Source organism: Paenibacillus sp. FSL K6-2859, from assembly GCF_038008265.1.
GTDB lineage: Bacteria > Bacillota > Bacilli > Paenibacillales > Paenibacillaceae > Paenibacillus_AQ > Paenibacillus_AQ nitricinens.
In genome coordinates this window covers 6172134-6195333 of sequence record NZ_JBBOYU010000001.1, presented here as the reverse complement: position 1 = coordinate 6195333, position 23200 = coordinate 6172134, and the positions used below count along the sequence as shown (strand labels likewise).

Below are 23200 nucleotides of genomic sequence, written 5' to 3'. Positions count from 1 at the left end.
GGAAACAGAGGTGCTTTCCATGTTGACTAAGGAACAGATTCAGGAAATACTGCAGCCATTAACAGACTCGGAAACTGGAAAAAGCCTTGTGGAACTACAGCTGATTCGTGACATTATGATTAAAGAAGATCGTATTTCTTTATCTATCGTATGTCTGAATCCTGAAGAGCAAAGTCGCATGGATCTAGAACAACAGGTTCGTGAATTGCTTGAAGCGGGTGGGGCTTCTAATGTACATATCCGGCTTCGTGATGCAACCGATTATGAACGTGCTATACTTCGTGGTGAAAGCACTGAGGAAGTTGATGAGCCTGGGAAACTTAAGGGACATGCTGCAGGCCTTGATGGCCATGAATTAATTAGCGAGAGCTCTGGTGTGAACTTTATTGCCGTGGCCAGCGGTAAAGGTGGGGTTGGTAAATCAACTGTAACGGTGAATTTAGCCGTAGCCCTTGCGAGAAAAGGGAAAAAAGTTGGTCTTATCGATGCCGATATTTATGGTTTTAGCATTCCTGATATGATGGGTATCGAAGAGGGGCCTGTTGTTGAAGAAGGAACGATTATTCCTGTGGAACGTTTCGGAGTGAAGGTCATGTCTATGGGTTTCTTTATCCGTGAGAATAGTCCAGTAATTTGGCGGGGACCTATGCTTGGCAAAATGCTTCGCCAGTTCTTTAATGATGTCGGGTGGGGTGAACTTGATTATATGCTGCTTGATCTGCCCCCAGGTACTGGTGATGTGGCACTTGACGTGCATCAGATGCTGCCTCACAGCAAAGAGATTATAGTTACAACACCACACGCTACCGCGGCGTTTGTGGCGGCTAGAGCGGGCTCTATGGCTCTGCAGACAGATCATGAGATTATTGGAGTCATTGAGAATATGGCTTATTATGAGTGTACTGACTGTGGTAAGAAAGATTATATCTTTGGCAGAGGTGGAGGAGCGAGGCTTGCCGAGACGCTTCATACGGAGCTGCTTGCACAAGTGCCGTTAGGTGCGCCGGACAACCATATTTCGGAACCGGATTTTTCACCTTCTGTATACAAAGAAGAGACACCAACAGGCATATTATTTGCAGAAATTGCGGATAAACTTATTTCAAAATATGAGCACTAATTCTTGTACATGAAAAAGAGGCCATCCCACACGTTGTTAGTGGGATAAGGCCTCTTTTTTAAGAGCTTGAATCATCGCCGCTACCGCCGCCACCGCCGCCACTGCTGTCCTGCTTGTCGCCACCTTCGCTGCCTTTTTCTTTTTTCTCTTTTGGTTCAAGTTCTTCTTGTACGACTTTTTTAAGTAAATTTAATACCTCCATACGGAATAAAGGGGTTTGCATAGATTCCTGAATGGTTTTCATGGATTGTTTTCGGTAATCCGGTGTTTTGGTGAGATTTAGAAACATGGTCATCATTTCTGGAGATTTCATAATTTCTTCGACTGATTTCTGATAAGTTGGATCCTTTATTAGCTGCAGGTGTAGTTCCTTGCTTTGCGATTGAATGGCTTTAGCAAAGTCACCTGCGAACTTTGGATCCTTCATTATTTTCTCGATCTCCTTCTGATATTCCGGCGCAGTGAGAGTATCCTTTACAGCGGTCTTAATTTCCTCTGTTGTTTGAAGTGGCATCATCTTCATGCTCATTCCACTGGTACCGCCAGAGCTGGAGCTTGATAATGATTCCTCAACTGCTTTTTTACCCTCATCGCTTTTCAATATATCTAAAACCATGGTCTTCGTTTCTTTATAACTGCCTTGTCCGGAAGAAGAACTGCTCTGCTCACTTCCGCAAGCCGTTAAGGCCATAACAAAGCTCAATGCCAAACCCACAGATCCGATAAATCTCCATTTCATTGGCGCTGCCCTCCTTTATAGGATTCTCTTGATGTATTATGCCGCATTAGAGCACATTTATGTTGTGGGTGTAATGGCGTTTTGTCGGTATCCTTGGTAAAATAAATCTGACAAGAGGAGGTGAATTGGCTGAGTATAAAAAAATGGTTTCATTTATTTTGGACTACCCTTCTTATTGGAGCGGGTGGGGCTGTAATCGCTGGTTTGGCACTACAATTCGTAAATGGTAAGATTGATTTCAAAAGTGTCGGGGATTTCTTTTTATACCCGCTGATTCTGCTTGGCTACGGTATGCTTGTAAGCGTTTATTCGCAACTTGGTTTTTTTGCCTATTTGATTTTGAATTATATGGGCAACGGAGTTTTTCCACAAAAGGTTTGGAAATACATACAACTAGTGCTTTCTGTACTCGCATTGCTTGAACTGATTTTTTTGCGTACCGTCGTTGGCGGGGAAAGAAATGTTATGTCTGATCTAATATTAGGAATCGTTATTTTGCTAGCAGCTATTATAGTGTCTTATTTCAAAGTAAAAAGTACAAACATCTCAGCTTTGATTCCAACCCTCTTTTTTATGACAGCTATTTCAATTGTGGAAGTTATTGGCGTACTCCGTATAGGTGTTGATAGTGCAACGGTATTTATTGTTGTTCCGCTTATCGCTTGTAATGCATTCCAAATTTTGATGCTACACCGTATTCTGAAGCCGGCAGCCGGATAATGAATGGGAAAGGCACTAAACAATGAACCCCCGTGCTCTGATTTCAGAAGACGGGGTTTTTTGCTCTAACGGAAGCTTAACGATTAAAATCTGATTGTAGAGGTTAATCTTAAAGAACGATACGCTCACAAAACTAAGTAGATGCTTCCGAAGTGAGTTTTGTACGAAGTAACACAAGTGTAGTAACGCTCACAAAACTTTTAGGAGGGGAATATATGGACATCAAGCGCTATATGATAAAAGACACAAAAGAAATCCGGCTTAACAAGCTGGATCCGGATGACACAGGTGTTTTTAAATCCAAAAAAGAAGTGGAAGCTAAAACAGAAGAGCTTAAAGCACGTTTGGCAGAGCTCCAAGATATTTTGTTTGCTCAGAAAAAGCATTCGCTGCTTGTTATTCTGCAAGGAATGGACTCCAGCGGTAAGGATGGCACAGTTAAGCATATTTTTTCAGGCATTAATCCGCAAGGATTTATAGTTACCAGCTTTAAGAAACCATCTCTAGAGGAAGAGGCTCATGATTTTCTATGGAGAGTTCATCAGAAGACACCCCCTAAGGGATATATCTCTGCATTTAACCGCTCGCATTATGAAGATGTATTGGTACCGCGGGTACACGGAGGGTTAAAAAAGGATGACTTGAAGCGTCGCTTTCGTTACATACGGCAGTTCGAGGAAATGCTGGTGGAAGAGGGGACGACAATTATCAAGCTTTTTCTGCATATTTCTAAAGAGAAGCAGCTAAAGAAGATTAAAGAACGCCTTGAAGATCCCAAAAAACATTGGAAATTCGATGCAAGTGATCTCCAGGAGCGGGAGTATTGGGATGATTACCAAGAAGCATATGAAGATGTTTTCAAGGAATCTAGCATAGATAAAGCACCCTGGTACTGGATACCCGCCAATCATCAATGGTACCGCAACTATTTGACCTTATCCATCGTTGTAAAGACACTGGAGAGTCTGGATCTGAGCTATCCGAAGCTGAATACCCCCACACCAGACATATCGGAACTCATCTCTCCACGTCATTAATCCTTTGGTCAGATCAACATCCATTACGGCACCAGAGATTGAAATGTGTTTTTACAGCCCAGCTGCGTCCTCAACGGCATTACTGAGTGAAGCTGAGTCGCGAACTTCTTTACCTTCGGCGTTGCTTTGACTGATCAGCTCAGAGACGGTAACGAATTCATAACCTTGTCTGCGGAGCTCATCGATAATGAGTGGAAGTGCTTCATGTGTTTGTTTACAGGAATCACTGGCATGTAGAAGGACAATATCACCTGGATGCGCTTTTGTCGTTACACGCTTCACGATATTGTCTACGCCGATGTTCTTCCAGTCCAGGGAGTCTGTATCCCATTGAATGACCTTGTAACCGAGATCGCTGGCAACCTGAAGGACTCTTTTGTCAAAATCACCATTAGGCATACGAATCAAATTGGGTTCAGTGCCGGTTAATTCGGTAAGTACGGTGTGAGCCGTTGAGATCTGTGTACGAATTTCTTCGTTGCTTAGTGTGCTGTAATTGACGTGTTTATGACCATGACTTCCAATTTCAAAACCTGCATTTTTGATGTTAGTTACAATGTCTGGGTGAGTTTTACTCCATGGTGAAGACAGGAAGAAGGTGGCTTTGTCCACTTTCTTGTCTTCAAGTACCTTCAAAATTGGTTCGGGTCTTTTCTCCCCCCAGCTAATATCGAAGGTCAGGGCAATCAGCTTCTTCTCTGTGGGTACACTGTAGATCGCGGAAGGTCCGGATTCAGAAAAAACGGTTATGTTTCCCCTCTCGACATAGACAACTCCAGCAGCAAGAAGCACAGCGGCGAAGATATAGATGAATCGTTTAATCTTTTTGCCGCTGAATACATAAAAAGAATTCATAATGACAGCGCTCCTCTCCCATGCGAAATGCTTGTTTGTTCTAAATGTATGCTCGTACCGCAAGGTTATGACCTAAGAAACAGAGATCACTATTTCAGGAGGGTATTTATGTTGTCGTTCTTCACGTTTATTAAAGATCTAAAAACAATCCGGAAGGCTTTATTGCTATCCTGTCTGCTCTTCGCAGTAGGAGCTGTTGTAGGGTGGGTAGCTACTAGCAGTCTGGAGAAGCTATTGGTTCAGCAATTAGAGGGGCTCAGTGAAATCAGTGGCAGCCTTAGAGATTCTTCTAATCCGCAATGGAGCTTCTTTGTATTTATATTTTTGAATAACAGCATCAAGGGTGTTCTTATCATATTTTTAGGAGCGTTGTTCGGTATACTGCCAGCCATATTCTTATTTATTAACGGAGCGGTTATCGGCTATCTGATTCATTTATCAGCACTGCAAGGACAGGATTTGTTCGAACTAATAGTAAAAGGACTGCTGCCACATGGGATTATAGAGATTCCAGCGATCATTATTGCTTGTGCATTTGGACTTCAGTTCGGTGGGAAAGTACTTTCAAGTATATTTAGCTCATCCACTAAAAAAGAGAACAGAGGTGTAGACTGGACTTCATTCATGCGTCAAACACTTACAGCATCTATTTGGACAGTAATCCTGTTATTTGTAGCTGCCATCATTGAAAGTACAATTACTTTTTCGCTTTTATCATAAAACTTCCGGGAATGGAGCATACCATTAAAACCATTCATCCAAGGATTGCCTAAAGGTCAGAAGTATATAATCGTGGAGAAACCATAAAGGGAATTTTTAATAATTATGGTTATAAAAAGAGTACTCCGGTTAATCTAGTGTAGTAGGATCTTAAGGCAGCTTTCTCCATGAGATGGACTAACTAATTATGTACAAGGGGTTTTGGGTTTTAGTGAATGTGTTACTTGCAACTTCATGAAGGAGGCCAAGCATATGTTGGGAATGTTGTTCAACGAAAAAGAATGCAAGGAACTGGATTATGTTTTGCGGAAAGAACTTGATGAGATGCTGTTAGATTTGAGCGATCAGCGCTTGGACCAAAATATCAGGCATGCCATCGCCAATAGATATAAGACTGTATTTCGTATGTATGCTCGTTTTGCTCCTCAGAAAGAACTTTCCAAGTATGCGTGGGGTGGACGTTCTTCTCAGTATAAACACTAAGGATAGGCGGTAAATGCAAGAGTCTTATATGAATTTAAGATTTTTTAATAAAATAGCTTGACTAAAAAGGAGTGCTCGTGATAAATTATATCTCGCGCTCCTTTTGCTTGTGTAAAAGGGAAGCGAAAGGCAAGAAAAATTGAAAAAAACTTTTTCAAAAAAAAGACTTGCCAAACAATGAAACACTGTGATATATTATAAAGGTCGCCGCTGACAAACAACGACGACGAAATGAGAGACATTGATCTTTGAAAACTGAACAACGAGTGAGTGGGAAATCACGAAAGTGAAATCCAAAATTAGAGAATTAATTTTCTCGTCAGATGTTTCAAAATGAGCATATCGCTCTTTTCAATACTAATTGGAGAGTTTGATCCTGGCTCAGGACGAACGCTGGCGGCGTGCCTAATACATGCAAGTCGAGCGGAGTTATTTTGAAAGCTTGCTTTCAAAATAACTTAGCGGCGGACGGGTGAGTAACACGTAGGCAACCTGCCCCTTAGACTGGGATAACTACCGGAAACGGTAGCTAATACCGGATAATTTCTTTTTTCTCCTGAAGAAAGAATGAAAGACGGAGCAATCTGTCACTGAGGGATGGGCCTGCGGCGCATTAGCTAGTTGGTGGGGTAACGGCCCACCAAGGCGACGATGCGTAGCCGACCTGAGAGGGTGAACGGCCACACTGGGACTGAGACACGGCCCAGACTCCTACGGGAGGCAGCAGTAGGGAATCTTCCGCAATGGACGAAAGTCTGACGGAGCAACGCCGCGTGAGTGATGAAGGTTTTCGGATCGTAAAGCTCTGTTGCCAGGGAAGAACGTCCGGTAGAGTAACTGCTACCGGAGTGACGGTACCTGAGAAGAAAGCCCCGGCTAACTACGTGCCAGCAGCCGCGGTAATACGTAGGGGGCAAGCGTTGTCCGGAATTATTGGGCGTAAAGCGCGCGCAGGCGGTCATTTAAGTCTGGTGTTTAAACCTTGGGCTCAACCTGAGGTCGCACTGGAAACTGGGTGACTTGAGTACAGAAGAGGAAAGTGGAATTCCACGTGTAGCGGTGAAATGCGTAGATATGTGGAGGAACACCAGTGGCGAAGGCGACTTTCTGGGCTGTAACTGACGCTGAGGCGCGAAAGCGTGGGGAGCAAACAGGATTAGATACCCTGGTAGTCCACGCCGTAAACGATGAGTGCTAGGTGTTAGGGGTTTCGATACCCTTGGTGCCGAAGTTAACACAGTAAGCACTCCGCCTGGGGAGTACGGTCGCAAGACTGAAACTCAAAGGAATTGACGGGGACCCGCACAAGCAGTGGAGTATGTGGTTTAATTCGAAGCAACGCGAAGAACCTTACCAGGTCTTGACATCCCTCTGAATCCACTAGAGATAGTGGCGGCCTTCGGGACAGAGGAGACAGGTGGTGCATGGTTGTCGTCAGCTCGTGTCGTGAGATGTTGGGTTAAGTCCCGCAACGAGCGCAACCCTTAACTTTAGTTGCCAGCAAGTAAAGTTGGGCACTCTAGAGTGACTGCCGGTGACAAACCGGAGGAAGGTGGGGATGACGTCAAATCATCATGCCCCTTATGACCTGGGCTACACACGTACTACAATGGCCGGTACAACGGGAAGCGAAGCCGCGAGGTGAAGCCAATCCCATCAAAGCCGGTCTCAGTTCGGATTGCAGGCTGCAACTCGCCTGCATGAAGTCGGAATTGCTAGTAATCGCGGATCAGCATGCCGCGGTGAATACGTTCCCGGGTCTTGTACACACCGCCCGTCACACCACGAGAGTTTACAACACCCGAAGTCGGTGGGGTAACCCGCAAGGGAGCCAGCCGCCGAAGGTGGGGTAGATGATTGGGGTGAAGTCGTAACAAGGTAGCCGTATCGGAAGGTGCGGCTGGATCACCTCCTTTCTATGGAGAATCGTCTTCTGCAATGAAGACATTCAAATCGGAAGCTAAGCTTCCACAATAGAACCTTCGGGTTCGAACACTCACTCGTGTTCAGTTTTGAAAGAGTAAGTCTCTTTCATATACGTTTGGTGGCGATAGCGGAGGGGTTCCACACGTACCCATCCCGAACACGACCGTTAAGCCCTCCAGCGCCGATGGTACTTGGACCGAAGGGTCCTGGGAGAGTAGGACGCCGCCAAGCGGACAACCATTCTTTGGTTGATTCACAATGTTATATGGGCTTTTAGCTCAGTTGGTTAGAGCGCACCTCTGATAAGGGTGAGGTCGGTGGTTCGAGTCCACCAAGGCCCACCATATAACTTTATATCTTTTATGGGGCCATAGCTCAGCTGGGAGAGCGCCTGCCTTGCAAGCAGGAGGTCAGCGGTTCGATCCCGCTTGGCTCCACCATAATTTTAATTTAATACCTTCTTTAAACATTGATCCTTGAAAACTGGATACCGAAACGAATTTGCGTTTTAGAACATCTTTTAAGCTAAACTTGTGTAAACAAGTGAAGAATTAATAGTGATGCTGAGCGAAGGTTTTGGATTGTAAGCGACTTTTGGCTTTAAATAGAAATGCGAACGGATTTATTCGAGAGCGCTGTTTAAAACAAGATGAGCGAATAAGCCAATAACCAGAGCGATTGGTTAAGCTAATAAGAGCACACGGAGGATGCCTAGGCGCCAGGAGCCGACGAAGGACGTGGCGAACAACGAAACTGCCTCGGGGAGCTGTAAGCAAGCTTTGATCCGGGGGTGTCCGAATGGGGAAACCCAGCTGTGGTAATTCGCAGTTACTCATCTCTGAACACATAGGAGATGTAGAGGCAGACCAGGGGAACTGAAACATCTAAGTACCCTGAGGAAGAGAAAACAATAGTGATTCCGTCAGTAGCGGCGAGCGAACGCGGAACAGCCTAAACCTAAGAGCTTGCTCTTAGGGGTTGTGGGACGTCTCACATGGAGTTACAAAGGAATATGGTAGGCGAAGAGGTCTGGAAAGGCCCGCGATAGAGGTAAAAGCCCTGTAGCCTAAACTGTGTTCTCTCCGAGACGGATCCCGAGTAGTGCGGGGCACGTGAAACCCCGTATGAATCCAGCAGGACCATCTGCTAAGGCTAAATACTACCTGGCGACCGATAGTGAAACAGTACCGTGAGGGAAAGGTGAAAAGCACCCCGGAAGGGGAGTGAAATAGAACCTGAAACCGTGTGCTTACAAAAAGTCAGAGCCCTATTAATGGGTGATGGCGTGCCTTTTGTAGAATGAACCGGCGAGTTACGTTTAACATGCAAGGTTAAGTCGAGAAGACGGAGCCGCAGCGAAAGCGAGTCTGAATAGGGCGATTTAGTATGTGGACGTAGACCCGAAACCGTGTGATCTACCCCTGTCCAGGGTGAAGGTGCGGTAACACGCACTGGAGGCCCGAACCCACGCATGTTGAAAAATGCGGGGATGAGGTGGGGGTAGCGGAGAAATTCCAATCGAACTCGGAGATAGCTGGTTCTCCCCGAAATAGCTTTAGGGCTAGCCTCGGTATAAGAGTAGTGGAGGTAGAGCACTGATTGGGTGCGGGGTCCGCAAGGATTACCAAGCTCAGTCAAACTCCGAATGCCATATACTTATTGCCGGGAGTCAGACAGTGAGTGCTAAGATCCATTGTCAAAAGGGAAACAGCCCAGACCATCAGCTAAGGTCCCCAAGTGTGTGTTAAGTGGGAAAGGATGTGGAGTTGCACAGACAACCAGGATGTTGGCTTAGAAGCAGCCACCATTGAAAGAGTGCGTAATAGCTCACTGGTCGAGTGACTCTGCGCCGAAAATGTAACGGGGCTAAACACACCACCGAAGCTATGGCTAGATACGTATGTATCTGGGGTAGGGGAGCGTTGTATGTGGGTTGAAGGTGTACCGTAAGGAGCGCTGGACAGCATACAAGTGAGAATGCCGGTATGAGTAACGAAAAGATCAGTGAGAATCTGATCCGCCGAAAGCCCAAGGTTTCCTGAGGAAGGCTCGTCCGCTCAGGGTAAGTCGGGACCTAAGGCGAGGCCGAAAGGCGTAGTCGAAGGACAACAGTTTGAAATTACTGTACCACCGTAATCCGCTATGAGCGATGGGGTGACGCAGGAGGGTAGTGACGCGGACTGATGGATATGTCCGTCTAAGCAGTGAGGCTGATGTGTAGGCAAATCCGCACATCGTTAAGGCTGGGCTGTGATGGGGAGCGAAAATTACAGTAGCGAAGGTCATGATCTCACACTGCCAAGAAAAGCCTCTAGCCAGGAGAAGGTGCCCGTACCGCAAACCGACACAGGTAGGCGAGAAGAGAATTCTAAGGCGCGCGGAAGAACTCTCGTTAAGGAACTCGGCAAAATGACCCCGTAACTTCGGGAGAAGGGGTGCCCCGGTAGTGTGAATAGCACGAGGGGGCCGCAGTGAAAAGGCCCAAGCGACTGTTTAGCAAAAACACAGGTCTGTGCGAAGCCGCAAGGCGAAGTATACGGGCTGACGCCTGCCCGGTGCTGGAAGGTTAAGGGGAGTGGTTAGGGGTAACCCGAAGCTATGAACCGAAGCCCCAGTAAACGGCGGCCGTAACTATAACGGTCCTAAGGTAGCGAAATTCCTTGTCAGGTAAATTCTGACCCGCACGAATGGCGTAACGACTTGGGCGCTGTCTCAACGAGAGATCCGGTGAAATTTTAATACCTGTGAAGATGCAGGTTACCCGCGACAAGACGGAAAGACCCCATGGAGCTTTACTGCAGCTTGATATTGAATTTGGGTACGATCTGTACAGGATAGGTGGGAGCCGTAGAAATCGGAGCGCAAGCTTCGGTGGAGGCGCCGTTGGGATACCACCCTGATCGTATCTAGGTTCTAACCTAGTACCGTAATCCGGTACGGGGACCGTGTCAGGCGGGCAGTTTGACTGGGGCGGTCGCCTCCTAAAGAGTAACGGAGGCGTTCCAAGGTTCCCTCAGAATGGTTGGAAATCATTCGAAGAGTGCAAAGGCATAAGGGAGCTTGACTGCGAGACCTACAAGTCGAGCAGGGACGAAAGTCGGACTTAGTGATCCGGTGGTACCGCATGGAAGGGCCATCGCTCAACGGATAAAAGCTACCCTGGGGATAACAGGCTTATCTCCCCCAAGAGTCCACATCGACGGGGAGGTTTGGCACCTCGATGTCGGCTCATCGCATCCTGGGGCTGAAGTAGGTCCCAAGGGTTGGGCTGTTCGCCCATTAAAGCGGTACGCGAGCTGGGTTCAGAACGTCGTGAGACAGTTCGGTCCCTATCTGTCGTGGGCGCAGGAAATTTGAGAGGAGCTGTCCTTAGTACGAGAGGACCGGGATGGACGTACCGCTGGTGCATCAGTTGTTCCGCCAGGAGCATGGCTGAGTAGCTACGTACGGACGGGATAAGCGCTGAAAGCATCTAAGCGTGAAGCCCCCCTCAAGATGAGATTTCCCAATTAGTAAGACCCCTTGAAGACGACGAGGTAGATAGGTTGGAGGTGGAAGTGCAGTAATGCATGGAGCTGACCAATACTAATCGGTCGAGGGCTTATCCTATATTTAAGACGCAAATTCAATTCGGATTCAGTTTTCAGGCATCAAGCCTGAGCATTTACGCTGTAAATGCCCGTTTGGTGGCGATAGCGGAGGGGTTCCACGCGTACCCATCCCGAACACGACCGTTAAGCCCTCCAGCGCCGATGGTACTTGGACCGAAGGGTCCTGGGAGAGTAGGACGTTGCCAAGCGGATATTCCCTGATAGCTCAGTTGGTAGAGCACTCGACTGTTAATCGAGTTGTCACAGGTTCGAGCCCTGTTCGGGGAGCCATGCTCTCATAGCTCAGCAGGTAGAGTGCTTCCATGGTAAGGAAGAGGTCACCGGTTCGAATCCGGTTGAGAGCTCCACAGATTTGCAAGGCCCGTTGGTCAAGGGGTTAAGACACCTCCCTTTCACGGAGGTAACATGGGTTCGAATCCCATACGGGTCACCAACTTTTACTTGTACTTACCCTTAGAGGGTCCCATAGATATGGAGGCTTAGCTCAGCTGGGAGAGCATCTGCCTTACAAGCAGAGGGTCGGGGGTTCGATCCCCTCAGCCTCCACCATAATCTTCCTGAGAGATTGTGGGCAACATAGAGTTACCATCAATGGGGATTAGCCAAGTGGTAAGGCAACGGACTTTGACTCCGTCACTCATAGGTTCGAATCCTATATCCCCAGCCAAGTGCGAGCCATTAGCTCAGTTGGTAGAGCACCTGACTTTTAATCAGGGTGTCGAAGGTTCGAGTCCTTCATGGCTCACTTTTATTATTACATGCGCGTGTGGCGGAATGGCAGACGCACCAGACTTAGGATCTGGCGTTTCACGACGTGGGGGTTCAAGTCCCTTCACGCGCACCACTTATTGCGGACGTGGCTCAGCGGTAGAGCATCGCCTTGCCAAGGCGAGGGTCGCGGGTTCGATTCCCGTCGTCCGCTCCATAATTTTGCGCCCTTAGCTCAGCTGGATAGAGCGTTTGACTACGAATCAAAAGGCCGGGAGTTCGAATCTCTCAGGGCGCGCCATTTTTATTAAGCACTTATAGTATTATAACGGGATGTAGCTCAGCTTGGTAGAGCACCTGGTTTGGGACCAGGGGGTCGCATGTTCAAATCGTGTCATCCCGATTTTTCACCTTTGCGGGTGTAGTTCAATGGTAGAACTTCAGCCTTCCAAGCTGATAGCGTGGGTTCGATTCCCATCACCCGCTCCATAATTTTATAGTAACGGGATGTAGCTCAGCTTGGTAGAGCACCTGGTTTGGGACCAGGGGGTCGCATGTTCAAATCGTGTCATCCCGATACTCAGCTTAATTGCTCTTAGATAGCTCTTACTTCGGTAAGAGCTTTTTTTGTTATGTATAGAATTAAAACACGCATAAATTCATATAACATATGTTCTATCATTCTTCCAAAAGAAACTGTACTTCTGATGGAATGCCAATCCGTAGATAATAACTTTTACAGGATTCTTCTTGCTCAGGATTACTGCCTATGGATAGTAGCTTTACAGCAAAAACGTTAGCTTGACGCTCAAGCTTGCCAGGAGAGAAGTAAGAGCTTTCTTCCAGGAAAAAGCGGTTAATCCCCTTGTGAAGGCGATCATGACCTAATTCATGCGCACAAACGAAGCGCTGCCACTCAACTGGCAACTCATTATGAATGACGATAAATCTTCTTCTTAGTTTTCGGTAATATAATCCCTTTGTGCCTGTCCCAAGGTTCATGAAACGAATGTGAATACCTAGCGCTGAGGCTAGCTCGAATGGACAGTTGGTTTTATATTTTTTAATCAGATTATTAATCAGTTCATCCATATTCTTCACCTGCAGCATGTTAGTGTAGTTATTAAGTATTGTTAGATTTATTTCTCTTGTTCATCTGTTTGGCTTCCCAGAATAATCCGGTCAGTACATCTTTTATCCTCTGCTTGTCATCCTTGTCTAATGGAATTCCATCAAACATCAGCTCTCCATCATCCTCCAGCATTTTACGAAAGTCACGCTTATCCTTGCTTGTAGCCCACTCTGGGACAATCTCTTCGCTTGGAAGGGGATGTTCCTGTAAATAGCCTGCCTGATCCATTAACTCCTCGTAAGGGACGCCTGTAGCCTCAGCAATTTTGCGTAAAGTAGTTGGCTTAGGCACGCCTCTTAGACCATTTTCAATTCGTGAGATTTGTGAACCGCTAATCCCCGCTGCTGCTGCCAATTGATTAATCGTTAATCCCTTTGCTTCGCGAAGTCCCTTCATGTAATCCCCAAATTCTATTGTCATCTCAACCACTCCTTATAGAATGATGCTTATATTATTAATATAAGTCATTTTTGCCAATTGGTAAACAACAAAGCGCATGTTATTGCCAAAAGGCAAGATAATGGAGGGAAATCTATTCTATTTCGCCCAAAACAGACGAATACGGGGTTTTACGAGATTGGTAGAGAAGTGGTATATTATAGAAAAATACGAACAGAATACGAACACTAATATATTTTAGCACATTGCTTAGGAAACTTCCGCAATTTAATCTCATTCTGTCAAACCTAAAGGAGTGCATAAAATGATGAACTTATCCGCCTTACCAGAGTTGGACCGTCGCCGAACCCAGGTCGCTATAGAGAGCATGTTAGAGAAATACCGTATTTTTAAGACCGTTACATTTGAAGCTAAGGAAGCCAGTACTACTTATTCTTACACAGAAAGATTTCATGGCCCTACGAATACAGTTACTGATCAGACTGCTGCGTTAGCTTCTTATAATGTGGATGTACCGGCTGCTAGAAGAGCTTTTTGTTCAGCAATGGACTCTGTGGTAGAGAGACTCGATACGAGGGAACAGCAATTAGTAAGAGAGCGTTATATGAAAAGAGATGAAACATACGATTATACGATCTACAATCATGTGTTTGATCCACCGGTAAGTAAGGACACTTACGTGAAGATACGCACGAAGGCTTTTTACAAGATGGCTTTGGCTTTAACGGATCTCGGTCTACTGTCCCTTAGCACCTTAATAACAGCACCTAGAGTGAAAAAAGAGAAGGTTAGTATTACCTAAGAAATATAGAGGGTTACTTAAGACTGTATCGTCCGAGCGGATGATGCGGTCTTTTTTTATGGATAGAACGATTCTCCGAAAAACCGCCCTATACCATCCCAAAGTTAGCGTAAACCTCGTCGGTCTACCGTCTCTGCAAGGCAAATAGGGGTGTATATTTATAACATGGCAAATGAAGCAAAAAGAACACCGCAAGAGCATGAATGCTCTGCTAATCGTTCAGCCCTACTGGTGATGTGAACAAATCTAGCGGTGAAAGATTCTTTTGGCATGGGCCTAGTGTAGAAGGGTATTATCCAACAGCGGATAGTATCCTTTTTTGTTCTTAAATTTAGTAGAGGGGGTGTCTTCTTAATGTTAATGCGATTGAAGGTTAACACCATCAAGGATCGGCGAATCGTCGCCCTTCAGAAAGGAATGGAGTGATGTCGGTACAACAATTACGAAAACACATTACGAGTACGCTGGAACGATATTTTCCAAATGTGCCTGTGTATGTGGATGGGGAGAAACCTCAGACGGCTTATTTTTATCCCGGACTGATTTCAGCGACACTGGATCGCCAGCGAGAAGGCAGATATTTAGCGGTGTACCGTTTTGGTATCCGTTATGAGCAAGGCAGCTTGCTGGAAGCTGAGACAATGGCAGATAAGCTGAGTGAGGCAATGGCAGGGATGGAGCAGGATGGCGGAGCCTTTCGTGTAGCTAGGCAAGCTTGGGAAGCTGGAAAAGAGGGGCATGGGCCGCTTTTTACAACGGACTATATGGTGTATTTGCAAAGTGAGAAGCCTGACCCCATTAATATGGGTCAAATGATAGGAGGAGAAAGACTGAAATGAGCACAAAGATGAGTAGTGGAGATCGTTTTGGTAAAGAGCAGATTGTGAATTCATCGCTTTTTACGGCTAAGGAAAAGGATGTGCTGAACGTTATTTTGCAGAATGACAAAAGTTATACGATCGAAGAAGCGAAGCAATCTATGGGATTGTTTATTAATAAGGAGGTTTTGAACTAATGGCAGGCGGAACATGGACAACTCAAAACAAAGTGCGCCCAGGGGTGTACGTAAATGTGGCATCGAATCAAGGGACTATCGGCAAAATGGGAGAACGCGGGATTACCGCTTTGGCACTAGCCTTATCTTGGGGAGAAGCTGGAGTGATCATGAAGCTTACCCCGCAGGACGATGTGAAAAAGCTGCTAGGTGTTGATTTGGAACATCCTACACTGTTACCAGTACGTGAAGCACTGAAACGGGCAGGAACCTTGCTGCTTTATCGATTGAATGAAGGGGTTAAAGCGGCGGTAACCAATAGCGGTCTTCAGGTAACTGCTAAATACGGCGGTGTACGCGGAAACGATCTATCTGTTGTTATAGAGAAGAATATTGAGAATAATGCTCTTTTTGATGTGAAGACCTTGCTTAGTGGAACTGAACTGAATAAGCAAACGGTTGGAACGGCTGAAGAGTTGGTCGCTAACGATTATGTACAATTCCAGAAAAATGGCGCAGAAGGCTTGAAGCTAACCGCAGGGATGCCGCTTATTGGCGGGGCTAATGGTACAGTTACAAATGGTGCACATAGCGATTTCTTATCTGCTCTTGAGGTGCTTGAGTTCCAAACGGTTGGACTAGTATCGCAGGATAGTACGCTTAAGGCACTGTATAGCTCTTGGGTAAGACGACTACGGGATACGGAAGGAAAGAAAGTTCAGGCTGTATTATCGGATTATACGGCTGCGGGTCACGAAGGTGTGATTAGCGTAAAAAATGGGGTAGTACTGGGCGACGGAACTACGATTGATAACAACAATGCTGTGGCTTGGGTGGCGGGTGCTACGGCTGCTGCTGCGGTGAATCAATCGCTGACTTATCAGGGTTATGATGACTCCGTTGACGCGGATGTGCGGCTTAGCCATTCTGAAACGACAGCAGCTTTGCTGCAAGGTGAACTGCTCTTTACTTACAGTGGAGGTCGGGCCGTGGTGGAGCAGGATATTAACACGTTTACGGCATTTTCTCCGGATAAAGGCAAAGCGTTCTCTAAGAATCGTGTGCTGCGCGTGCTGGATGGGATTGCGAATGATCTAAAGCGTATTTTTGAGAACTACTACATTGGTAAGGTAGCTAATAATGAAGATGGACGGGCTCTGTTCTGGTCACAATGTGCGACTTATATGAATGATCTGCAGGATATGGGTGCGATTGAGGGCTTTAACGCGCAGACAGATGTGGTCGTTGTAGCTGGTGCGGATAGTGATAGTATCGTGCTGGATGTAGCTGTGAAACCGGTAGATTCCGTAGAAAAAGTATATATGAAAGTGAAGGTGGTTTAAGATGGCATTTTTAAAAGCTAGTGATACAATTTCCGGCCAGGAGGGCCGTGCATATGCTGTGATTGGCACGCAAACTGAAGAGATGTTCTATGTGAAGACACTTGAAGCTACGGTAGAAAAAACAAAGGCAGAAGTGAAGACACTCGGTCGACGTGGTGTTCAGCATAAAGCGACTGGATGGTCGGGCAGCGGTTCGATGACGATTTTTTATATGACTAGTCGTTTCCGCCAGATGATGCTTGATTATATGAATACAGGTGTCGACCAGTATTTCGATATTGAGGTTACGAACGAAGACCCATCGTCCAGTGTGGGAGCACAACGCATTATTTTAAAAGGTGTGAACCTTGATAGTGTGATCATGGCCTCCCTCGATACAGAGTCAGATGCGCTGGAAGAAGAAGTGAGCTTTACCTTTGAAGATGTGCAGATTGTGCAAGCTTTTGGCGCTCCGGCAGGCTCCGGAAATTAATAAAGACAACTAGATAGGAGCAAGTAAGGCCCGGGCGTGCAGTTAGCGGCGGGTCCCTTCTCTGTCTATTTTAGTAGTACTAGAAGAAACTAAATTATTTTAGGAGGAAGACAATGAGTGAATTAAGTTTGTTTTTTGCGCAAAATGTAGCATGTGACACGACAGAGGAGTTTGTGGTATCGCAGCGTTTTAAGGATAAGGAAGGGAATGCAGTAGCCTGGAAGTTACGCAGTATGAACGAGGATGAGAATCAGGAATGCCGTAAAGCGGCTACCCGTAAGGTCAAAGGGAAAAATGGAGTGTATACCTCCGAGATCGAACCGAATGATTATATGGCTAAGCTGATGACTTCAAGTGTGGTGCATCCGGATCTGAAAAATGCTGAATTGCAGCGTTCTTATGGTGTGCTTGGTGCCGAAACGCTGCTGCGTAAAATGCTGCTTCCAGGTGAATTCGCTGCGCTGGGTGAACGGGTACAGGCCTTGAATGGCTTCGGTACAGATATGAACGAGCTGGTGGATGAAGTAAAAAACTAATCAACGGGGGCGACAGTGAAGCCAACCTGGCTTACTACGCCCTCCACGAGCTGCACATTTTACCACATGAGCTGATGAAGCTGTCTACACGTGAACGCGCCGCAATTTATGCGATGATCGCTGTTCGGGTGGAGAAGGAGAAGCGGGATCAGGCGAGGAGTAAAGCAAGGAAGAGATGAGGGGGTGAATGAATGAAGATAGAAGCATCTAAAGCCGTAATGCTACCGATGAAATCCCTGGCAATCTGGAAGAGTGTCAATAAACAATGTGTTCGTCTAAACAGTAATCTGGATATCGTTAATCGTTTGGTCAAGGGAATGCAAGTGGTTATTAAGCGGTCAAATGATGAGATGAGCCGTTCTCTGAATCAAGTAAACCAGTCTTTGCAGGACATCAACGATACTCTACTTGAGGGCTTTAAACGTCTCCCTCCTAAAATTGTAGTTTCCAGGGATATAGTTATTGAGCAAAGCCAACAAGCTGGGCAATCACAACAGCTAGCTCTACGAACGCTAAGTATCTCCCCTAGTGAGCAAATGGGCAAGAAAGAAGAAGAAAAAGCGAAGAAGGTAAATTGGTGGAAGGGATTAAAAGCAAAAGAGAAAAAGAAAGAAGAGGAGAAAAAGCCCGAGACGAAGGCTGATCCAGTCCCTACTCCTAAAATTAATCTGAGAAAGGAACCGCCGACTCCACCATCTCCACCATCCCCTGACTCAAAAATCATGAAATTTCTTAAGACAGCAGATGTGGTAAAACCATTTAACGCGGTTAAGTCTTTGGGGGAGAAAGCTGTAAAAGCTGCAGCAGAACCAGAAGATATCGCCAACTGGAATAAGCTGAATGACAATACAGACGCTGCGCTTAAGAAAATCGGTGAGAAAGCAATGGGAGCCTTGAGGCCAGTGATGGATACCTTGAACGAGGCGCTGACTTCAGGTCAATTGATGCCGATTATAGATGCTATGGCTAATGGGTTTCTCTTCATAGCGAATGTGATTGGTATGGTAGTTAATGGAATATTATGGTTGGTAGGAGTGGTGCAGGAGAACTGGTCCTGGATTAAACCGTTCCTAGAAGCGATAGCATTTGTCTATCTAGCAGCTATGATTGTGCAGGTGTATTCGCTTGCAGCAGCATGGATGGTAGCCAACTGGCCTATTTTAGTGGTCATTGCTGTTATTGCAGCACTTATTTATATTTTTCAACTGTTAGGTGTTTCTGCGGGCGATGTTGTTGGAGCTATAGCGGGGGCATTTGGGTGGTTAAAGGTCTATATACAGAATGTTATTATATATTGGCAAAATATATTTATCATATTTAAGGATTTCCTTCAGAACTTGTTCATAGATCCAGTATATGCCATTGATAAACTCTTTTATGACTTGGCTGTTAACTTCTTGGATCTTATGTATCAAATGGCGGTTGGTGCTGAAAACTTTGCAGGCGGTTTTATGAAGGTAGTAGCGGATGCTATTAATAAGATGTTACCAGGTGTTAAGAAGCTACTAGATTTCTTGAGCAATATACCAGGATTTGAAGGATTAGCTAATATAAAAATAGATTATATAACTCCTGAAGTACCCCGTGTTGTGAGCGGAATGATTAAAAATATGAAGGGCCAATTGGTTGCCCCAACAAGTAATAAAGCTGTAAAAAACACTGAGAAGAAAGAATTTTTAGAATATGAGGATACCGTTAATGCTTACACCCAAAAGGGAAAGGATTTCGCTGGGAAATTTGGTGATATGGGAAGGAAAGCGAAAGAATTAATAGAAAATCCCATCGGGAAAATTAATGGATCAAAAACCTCACAATCAGGACTATTAGCTAACCAAAGCAACAATCTCAACACCGTCAACCGAGTGAAACAACTCGACTCCATCAACGACACTGTAGACATCTCCAGTGATGATCTGAAAATGCTGCGTGAGCTTGCCGAGATTCAGGCGATCCAGAATTTTGTGGAGCTTACGCCGACGGTGCAGGTGACGACCGGGAATATTAACAATGCCGGAGACATTGATTCAATTATCAACAAGATCGGGCAAAAGCTGAACGAGGAGTTTGTCTCTACAGCGCAGGGGGTGTATACGTAGCATGGAAGAGTACGGGATTTTTCTTGGTTTTAATAATCAGGCGGATGCATTCCGGCTGCCAGTCAACCCGGAGACCTTGGAGATCAAGGAGAGCGGGGATGGAAAAAGCTATACCATTATCGATTTGGGTGAGATCAATACGATTGCTTATCCGAAGCTGACGGAGATCACCATCGAAAGTATCTTTCCGGCACAAAGGTATCCGTTCGTATTGGTACAAGAGGACGGGCTGAAGAGACCCTTTGAATATGTGGAGCTTATTAAGAAGTGGATGACGAGTCGCAGACCTATTCGTTTTGTATTCTCCGGGGTGAGCTATGCGGATGACACGAAAAAAGCTGAGGGGAAGCTAAACGACGCCAAGAAATGGTTAAAGGAATCATCGACTAGTGAGGATAAATCCATAGAGATTGATTTTGGTGTGAATATGGCTATGAGTATCGAAGGCTTCACTTGGAAGCTCAGTGCAGGTACATCAGGGGATATTGAATATTCGTTATCTCTCAAAAAGTATGTATTTTATCAGGCGGTAGCTGTTAAAGTCGTCAAGGATGAAGTGAAGGTAGAACAGAAGCGGGCGAACGAAACTCCCAAACCTAAAACGTATATCATGAAATCTAAAGATAATCTATGGAAAATCGCTAAAGAAATCCTTGGAGATGGTAATAGGTGTTGGGAAATCCAGAAACTTAATGGCATTAAAGATAGTGAGCTGAGGAAGCTTCCAATCGGTAAGGTCATTAAGCTGCCGTAGGAGGATGTTATGGAACTGCTTGTGAAGAATAAGGAAGGTAATCTATGGGATATTTCTGGCATCGTCTCCGATATTTCTTGGAAAACGGCCCGCTCAGGAAAACCGGCAACGCTAGAGTTAACACTTGTGGACAGTGGAATCTATCAGCATCCTAAGTTCGGCATCAGCAACGGTGATATTATTCAGTTCAGCAAAGATCATGTGGATGTATTTTACGGGTTTGTGTTCAGCATTGATACAGGCTCGGATCAGGAGATTAAGCTGACCGCCTATGATCAGATGCGTTATTTGCTGGGCAATGGCAGTTATGTTTTGCAGGATGTTACGGCTAGTGACGTCATCGAGAAAATCACAAAGGATTACGGACTGCAGACAGGTGTACTGGAAGAGACGGAGTACCGGATTCCCTCTTTAATCGAAGATGACAAAAAGCTGCTGGACATCATTATGGGAGCGATCGGCAGTGAGCTTCAGTTTAAGGGGCGGTTGATGGCTTTTTACGATGATTTTGGCAAGCTTACACTGCGTAAACCGGAGTCTATGCTGCTTAATCTGGTGCTGGGAGCGGGGCATTATCTGTATGATTATTCGCTCAAAAAAAGTATTGATGATGATACGTACAACACGATCTTTCTTTACAAGGATAATGAGAAGACTGGTAAACGTGATTTCTTTCCGGTTAGCGATAAGGATAATGTGAAACGCTGGGGTATCCTGCACTTGTATCAGAAGGCCGATGACAAAGCGAATGCTGCACAAATTCAGGAGAAGGCAAATAATCTGCTGAAAATGCACAACCGTGAAAAGCTTAGTCTCTCCGTACAGGCGATTGGTGATATGCGCGTAAGGGCTGGTAATTTCATTTATGTCCTGCTTGATGAATTCAAGACTCAGGTGTTTCTGGTGGATCAATGCAGTCATAAGATTTCCGGTGGGGAGCATACGATGTCCCTCGATATAAAGGTGGTGTAGAAATGATGTTGGATATTATAAAAAAAGCAAGCTTAGGAGCCGTGGGAAATACAAATCCCGTGGCTTTTTCTTATGGGACGGTAACGGAGGCAGCTCCTTTGCAGATCCAGGTGGATCAACGTTTTATTTTATCGGGGAATGCGCTAGTGCTGCCTGAATCGGTAATGGAATGTAAAGTCGAGCTAGAGGGTAGAGAAGTGGTAGTACGTCGAGGACTTGCCTCTGGTGATCGGGTTCTGATGGTTCGGATGCAGGGTGGACAAAGCTATATTGTTCTAGATCGGCTGGTGAGTCCGATATGATTCCTGCGATTGGAAAATCTGGACCGATAACTGCCCTTCTTGAAGGTGAGGTCAACCTTGAGCGTGGGGAAAGCTCCAGTCTAACCTACCGAATGGATTGGGACAGAAAAAGGATCACTGGCCAAACGGATGGACTTGAGGCCGTGCAGCAGGCAGCGGCCAAAATTCTGCGAACCGATAGATTTGAACATCTGATTTACAGTTCGGATTACGGAACAGAGTGGCAGCTGGTTCTGGGTAAGGATCGGCTGTTGGTCAGAGCTGAAATCAGACGTGTCATTAGTGAGGCCTTACTTCAGGATGAACGAATCCTTAGCTTAGAAAATATTGAGGTTTCTTTTAACGGGGATGATCTAACTTTTGATTGTAAGGTGGTCACACGTTATGGGAATTTTCAGCTGAGAAAGGAGTGGAATGAGGATGTATGAGGATCAGACGTATGAGGCTCTTTTAGAGCGGATGCTGGACCGGGTTCCGTCAGGTCTGGATAAACGCGAAGGCAGCATCATTTATGATGCGCTCGCTCCGGCAGCAGCAGAGCTGGCGCAAATGTACATTGAGCTGGATGTGAATAATAATCTGTATTTTGCAGATACGGCTACCGGTGAGTACTTGGAGCGAAGTATCTCCTGGTCAGGAATTGTAAGGCGTGAAGCGAGCAAGGCGCAGCTGAAGGGGATTTTTTATAAAGCGGATGGGGGACTTCTGGATGTACCTCTCGGCAGCCGTTTTTCTCTCGATATGCTGAATTATACGGCTGTGGAAAAGTTATCTCCTGGAGTGTATCGGTTGGAGAGTGAAACCGCTGGAGAAGAAGGAAACCGATATTTTGGCTCTTTGCTTCCGGTGAATTATATTTCAGACCTTGCACGCGGAGAAATAGCTTCTCTTCTGATCCCTGGGGAGAACGCCGAAAGTGATGAATCGCTTCGCCAGCGTTATTTGGATTCAGCCAGACGCCCAGCTACTAGCGGCAATAAATATCACTACATGGAGTGGGCAATGCAGGTTGCAGGAGTAGGGGGCGCTCGTGTTTTTCCATTATGGAATGGTCCTAAGACGGTGAAGGTGATTATCGTAGATGCCGAGAAACTTCCTGCTTCTGAGCTGCTGGTTACTAAGGTTCAGCATTACATTGATCCGGTCTCTGGAGAGGGTGAGGGGCAAGCCCCTGTAGGTGCTGTTGTATCGGTGGCGTCGGCAACGGGCAAAAGCATCAGTATAAGTGCAAAAGTAACCCTTGCTTCAGGTTATGCGCTGCAAGCTGTTAATGAAGAATTCAAGGCGACTCTTGAGAGCTATCGCAAGGAGAAGGCTTTTTCAGCAACCTATATTAGTCAGTCTGTAATTGGTGCACTATTGCTAGCTACTGAGGGAGTCGCAGATTACAGTGAGCTGAAGCTGAACAGTGGAGCGGGCAACGTAATGTTGAGCGAAGAAGAAGTGCCGTTGTTCGGCAATGTTTTACTGGAGGTGTAG

At 45.9% G+C, this 23200-nt stretch carries 21 protein-coding genes, 14 tRNA genes and 4 rRNA genes; 35 read left to right on the top strand and 4 right to left on the bottom strand.

Annotated elements, in window-relative coordinates:
* Positions 1 to 19: 19 nt before the first annotated feature.
* Positions 20 to 1120, top strand: a complete 1101-nt coding sequence (locus MHB64_RS27660) for an Mrp/NBP35 family ATP-binding protein (RefSeq protein WP_094877198.1) — start codon at positions 20 to 22, stop codon at positions 1118 to 1120.
* Between the two features lie 58 nt (positions 1121 to 1178).
* On the opposite strand, the gene gerD is transcribed toward MHB64_RS27660, so the two are convergent.
* On the bottom strand, positions 1179 to 1859 hold the full coding sequence (gene gerD / locus MHB64_RS27655) for a spore germination lipoprotein GerD (protein ID WP_280788969.1): 681 nt from the start codon (positions 1857 to 1859) through the stop codon (positions 1179 to 1181).
* A 129-nt stretch (positions 1860 to 1988) separates the two neighbouring features.
* Between gerD and MHB64_RS27650 the strand changes: the two genes are divergently transcribed.
* Both MHB64_RS27650 and MHB64_RS27645 read left to right on the top strand, forming a co-directional pair.
* A complete protein-coding gene (locus MHB64_RS27650; RefSeq protein ID WP_042132517.1) occupies positions 1989 to 2579 on the top strand; it encodes a KinB-signaling pathway activation protein in 591 nt (196 codons plus the stop codon).
* 215 nt (positions 2580 to 2794) lie between these two features.
* Complete coding sequence (locus MHB64_RS27645; RefSeq protein ID WP_042192144.1) at positions 2795 to 3616, top strand: PPK2 family polyphosphate kinase; 822 nt, start codon at positions 2795 to 2797, stop codon at positions 3614 to 3616.
* A 51-nt stretch (positions 3617 to 3667) separates the two neighbouring features.
* On the opposite strand, the gene pdaB is transcribed toward MHB64_RS27645, so the two are convergent.
* Entirely contained in the window at positions 3668 to 4471 is an 804-nt protein-coding gene (gene pdaB, locus MHB64_RS27640; RefSeq protein ID WP_094871885.1) for a polysaccharide deacetylase family sporulation protein PdaB, read from the bottom strand.
* Positions 4472 to 4582: 111 nt separating this feature from the next.
* Here pdaB and MHB64_RS27635 point away from each other — a divergent pair, with 111 nt between their 5' ends.
* The 20 genes from MHB64_RS27635 (at position 4583) to MHB64_RS27540 (ending at position 12496) form a co-directional block, all read left to right on the top strand.
* Complete coding sequence (locus tag MHB64_RS27635; RefSeq protein WP_373455862.1) at positions 4583 to 5191, top strand: stage II sporulation protein M; 609 nt, start codon at positions 4583 to 4585, stop codon at positions 5189 to 5191.
* Positions 5192 to 5443: 252 nt separating this feature from the next.
* Positions 5444 to 5674 (top strand): hypothetical protein, encoded by a 231-nt coding sequence (locus tag MHB64_RS27630; RefSeq protein ID WP_036680631.1) that lies wholly within the window; start codon positions 5444 to 5446, stop codon positions 5672 to 5674.
* 358 nt (positions 5675 to 6032) lie between these two features.
* Positions 6033 to 7590: ribosomal RNA gene (locus tag MHB64_RS27625) — 16S ribosomal RNA — on the top strand.
* A gap of 124 nt (positions 7591 to 7714) precedes the next feature.
* Positions 7715 to 7831, top strand: a 5S ribosomal RNA gene (gene rrf, locus MHB64_RS27620).
* Positions 7832 to 7867: 36 nt separating this feature from the next.
* A tRNA-Ile gene (locus MHB64_RS27615) sits at positions 7868 to 7944 on the top strand.
* Between the two features lie 20 nt (positions 7945 to 7964).
* Positions 7965 to 8040: transfer RNA gene (locus MHB64_RS27610), tRNA-Ala, on the top strand.
* 240 nt (positions 8041 to 8280) lie between these two features.
* A 23S ribosomal RNA gene (locus MHB64_RS27605) occupies positions 8281 to 11209 on the top strand.
* Positions 11210 to 11282: 73 nt separating this feature from the next.
* Positions 11283 to 11399: ribosomal RNA gene (rrf, locus tag MHB64_RS27600) — 5S ribosomal RNA — on the top strand.
* The 16S, 23S and 5S rRNA genes sit together here with 14 tRNA genes alongside, the layout of an rRNA operon.
* A 6-nt stretch (positions 11400 to 11405) precedes the next feature.
* A tRNA-Asn gene (locus MHB64_RS27595) sits at positions 11406 to 11481 on the top strand.
* Position 11482: 1 nt separating this feature from the next.
* A tRNA-Thr gene (locus tag MHB64_RS27590) sits at positions 11483 to 11558 on the top strand.
* Positions 11559 to 11569: 11 nt separating this feature from the next.
* Positions 11570 to 11644: transfer RNA gene (locus MHB64_RS27585), tRNA-Glu, on the top strand.
* A 40-nt stretch (positions 11645 to 11684) separates the two neighbouring features.
* Positions 11685 to 11760, top strand: a tRNA-Val gene (locus MHB64_RS27580).
* Between the two features lie 43 nt (positions 11761 to 11803).
* A tRNA-Gln gene (locus MHB64_RS27575) sits at positions 11804 to 11878 on the top strand.
* A 5-nt stretch (positions 11879 to 11883) separates the two neighbouring features.
* Positions 11884 to 11956 (top strand) — tRNA-Lys (locus tag MHB64_RS27570).
* A gap of 15 nt (positions 11957 to 11971) precedes the next feature.
* Positions 11972 to 12055: transfer RNA gene (locus tag MHB64_RS27565), tRNA-Leu, on the top strand.
* Between the two features lie 6 nt (positions 12056 to 12061).
* A tRNA-Gly gene (locus MHB64_RS27560) sits at positions 12062 to 12136 on the top strand.
* A gap of 7 nt (positions 12137 to 12143) precedes the next feature.
* Positions 12144 to 12220: transfer RNA gene (locus MHB64_RS27555), tRNA-Arg, on the top strand.
* A 28-nt stretch (positions 12221 to 12248) separates the two neighbouring features.
* Positions 12249 to 12322 (top strand) — tRNA-Pro (locus tag MHB64_RS27550).
* Between the two features lie 12 nt (positions 12323 to 12334).
* Positions 12335 to 12408, top strand: a tRNA-Gly gene (locus MHB64_RS27545).
* A 14-nt stretch (positions 12409 to 12422) separates the two neighbouring features.
* Positions 12423 to 12496 (top strand) — tRNA-Pro (locus tag MHB64_RS27540).
* Positions 12497 to 12597: 101 nt separating this feature from the next.
* Here MHB64_RS27540 and MHB64_RS27535 read toward each other — a convergent pair.
* The gene (locus MHB64_RS27535) at positions 12598 to 13011 is read right to left on the bottom strand and encodes an ImmA/IrrE family metallo-endopeptidase (protein WP_094871793.1); all 414 of its coding nucleotides are present in this window, start codon (positions 13009 to 13011) and stop codon (positions 12598 to 12600) included.
* A 31-nt stretch (positions 13012 to 13042) separates the two neighbouring features.
* Positions 13043 to 13471: a helix-turn-helix domain-containing protein gene (locus MHB64_RS27530; RefSeq protein WP_094876700.1), complete on the bottom strand. Its 429-nt coding sequence runs from the start codon at positions 13469 to 13471 to the stop codon at positions 13043 to 13045.
* Between the two features lie 286 nt (positions 13472 to 13757).
* Here MHB64_RS27530 and MHB64_RS27525 point away from each other — a divergent pair, with 286 nt between their 5' ends.
* The 12 genes from MHB64_RS27525 (at position 13758) to MHB64_RS27470 (ending at position 23200) form a co-directional block, all read left to right on the top strand.
* Positions 13758 to 14252: an ArpU family phage packaging/lysis transcriptional regulator gene (locus tag MHB64_RS27525; RefSeq protein WP_440962452.1), complete on the top strand. Its 495-nt coding sequence runs from the start codon at positions 13758 to 13760 to the stop codon at positions 14250 to 14252.
* 425 nt (positions 14253 to 14677) lie between these two features.
* The gene (locus MHB64_RS27520) at positions 14678 to 15091 is read left to right on the top strand and encodes a phage tail terminator family protein (RefSeq protein WP_094876698.1); all 414 of its coding nucleotides are present in this window, start codon (positions 14678 to 14680) and stop codon (positions 15089 to 15091) included.
* Positions 15088 to 15267 (top strand): hypothetical protein, encoded by a 180-nt coding sequence (locus tag MHB64_RS27515; protein WP_341135810.1) that lies wholly within the window; start codon positions 15088 to 15090, stop codon positions 15265 to 15267. Before MHB64_RS27520 ends, MHB64_RS27515 begins: the two co-directional genes overlap by 4 nt.
* Positions 15267 to 16589, top strand: coding sequence for a phage tail sheath family protein (locus tag MHB64_RS27510; protein ID WP_341135809.1), 1323 nt, complete (start codon positions 15267 to 15269; stop codon positions 16587 to 16589). The genes MHB64_RS27515 and MHB64_RS27510 overlap by 1 nt, the downstream gene beginning before the upstream one ends.
* A 1-nt stretch (position 16590) precedes the next feature.
* Positions 16591 to 17061 (top strand): phage tail tube protein, encoded by a 471-nt coding sequence (locus MHB64_RS27505; RefSeq protein WP_283909203.1) that lies wholly within the window; start codon positions 16591 to 16593, stop codon positions 17059 to 17061.
* Between the two features lie 113 nt (positions 17062 to 17174).
* A complete protein-coding gene (locus MHB64_RS27500; RefSeq protein WP_042131197.1) occupies positions 17175 to 17597 on the top strand; it encodes a phage tail assembly chaperone in 423 nt (140 codons plus the stop codon).
* Between the two features lie 191 nt (positions 17598 to 17788).
* A complete protein-coding gene (locus tag MHB64_RS27495) occupies positions 17789 to 19693 on the top strand; it encodes a hypothetical protein (RefSeq protein ID WP_094871775.1) in 1905 nt (634 codons plus the stop codon).
* Between the two features lies 1 nt (position 19694).
* Positions 19695 to 20447 (top strand): LysM peptidoglycan-binding domain-containing protein, encoded by a 753-nt coding sequence (locus MHB64_RS27490; RefSeq protein WP_341135808.1) that lies wholly within the window; start codon positions 19695 to 19697, stop codon positions 20445 to 20447.
* A gap of 9 nt (positions 20448 to 20456) precedes the next feature.
* Positions 20457 to 21419: an XkdQ/YqbQ family protein gene (locus tag MHB64_RS27485; RefSeq protein ID WP_341135807.1), complete on the top strand. Its 963-nt coding sequence runs from the start codon at positions 20457 to 20459 to the stop codon at positions 21417 to 21419.
* Positions 21420 to 21424: 5 nt separating this feature from the next.
* Positions 21425 to 21721 (top strand): DUF2577 domain-containing protein, encoded by a 297-nt coding sequence (locus MHB64_RS27480; RefSeq protein WP_076301021.1) that lies wholly within the window; start codon positions 21425 to 21427, stop codon positions 21719 to 21721.
* Positions 21718 to 22149, top strand: a complete 432-nt coding sequence (locus tag MHB64_RS27475; RefSeq protein ID WP_341135806.1) for a DUF2634 domain-containing protein — start codon at positions 21718 to 21720, stop codon at positions 22147 to 22149. The genes MHB64_RS27480 and MHB64_RS27475 overlap by 4 nt, the downstream gene beginning before the upstream one ends.
* Positions 22142 to 23200 carry a baseplate J/gp47 family protein gene (locus MHB64_RS27470; RefSeq protein WP_339288274.1) on the top strand — a complete coding sequence of 353 codons (1059 nt, stop codon included), beginning with the start codon at positions 22142 to 22144 and terminating at the stop codon, positions 23198 to 23200. The genes MHB64_RS27475 and MHB64_RS27470 overlap by 8 nt, the downstream gene beginning before the upstream one ends.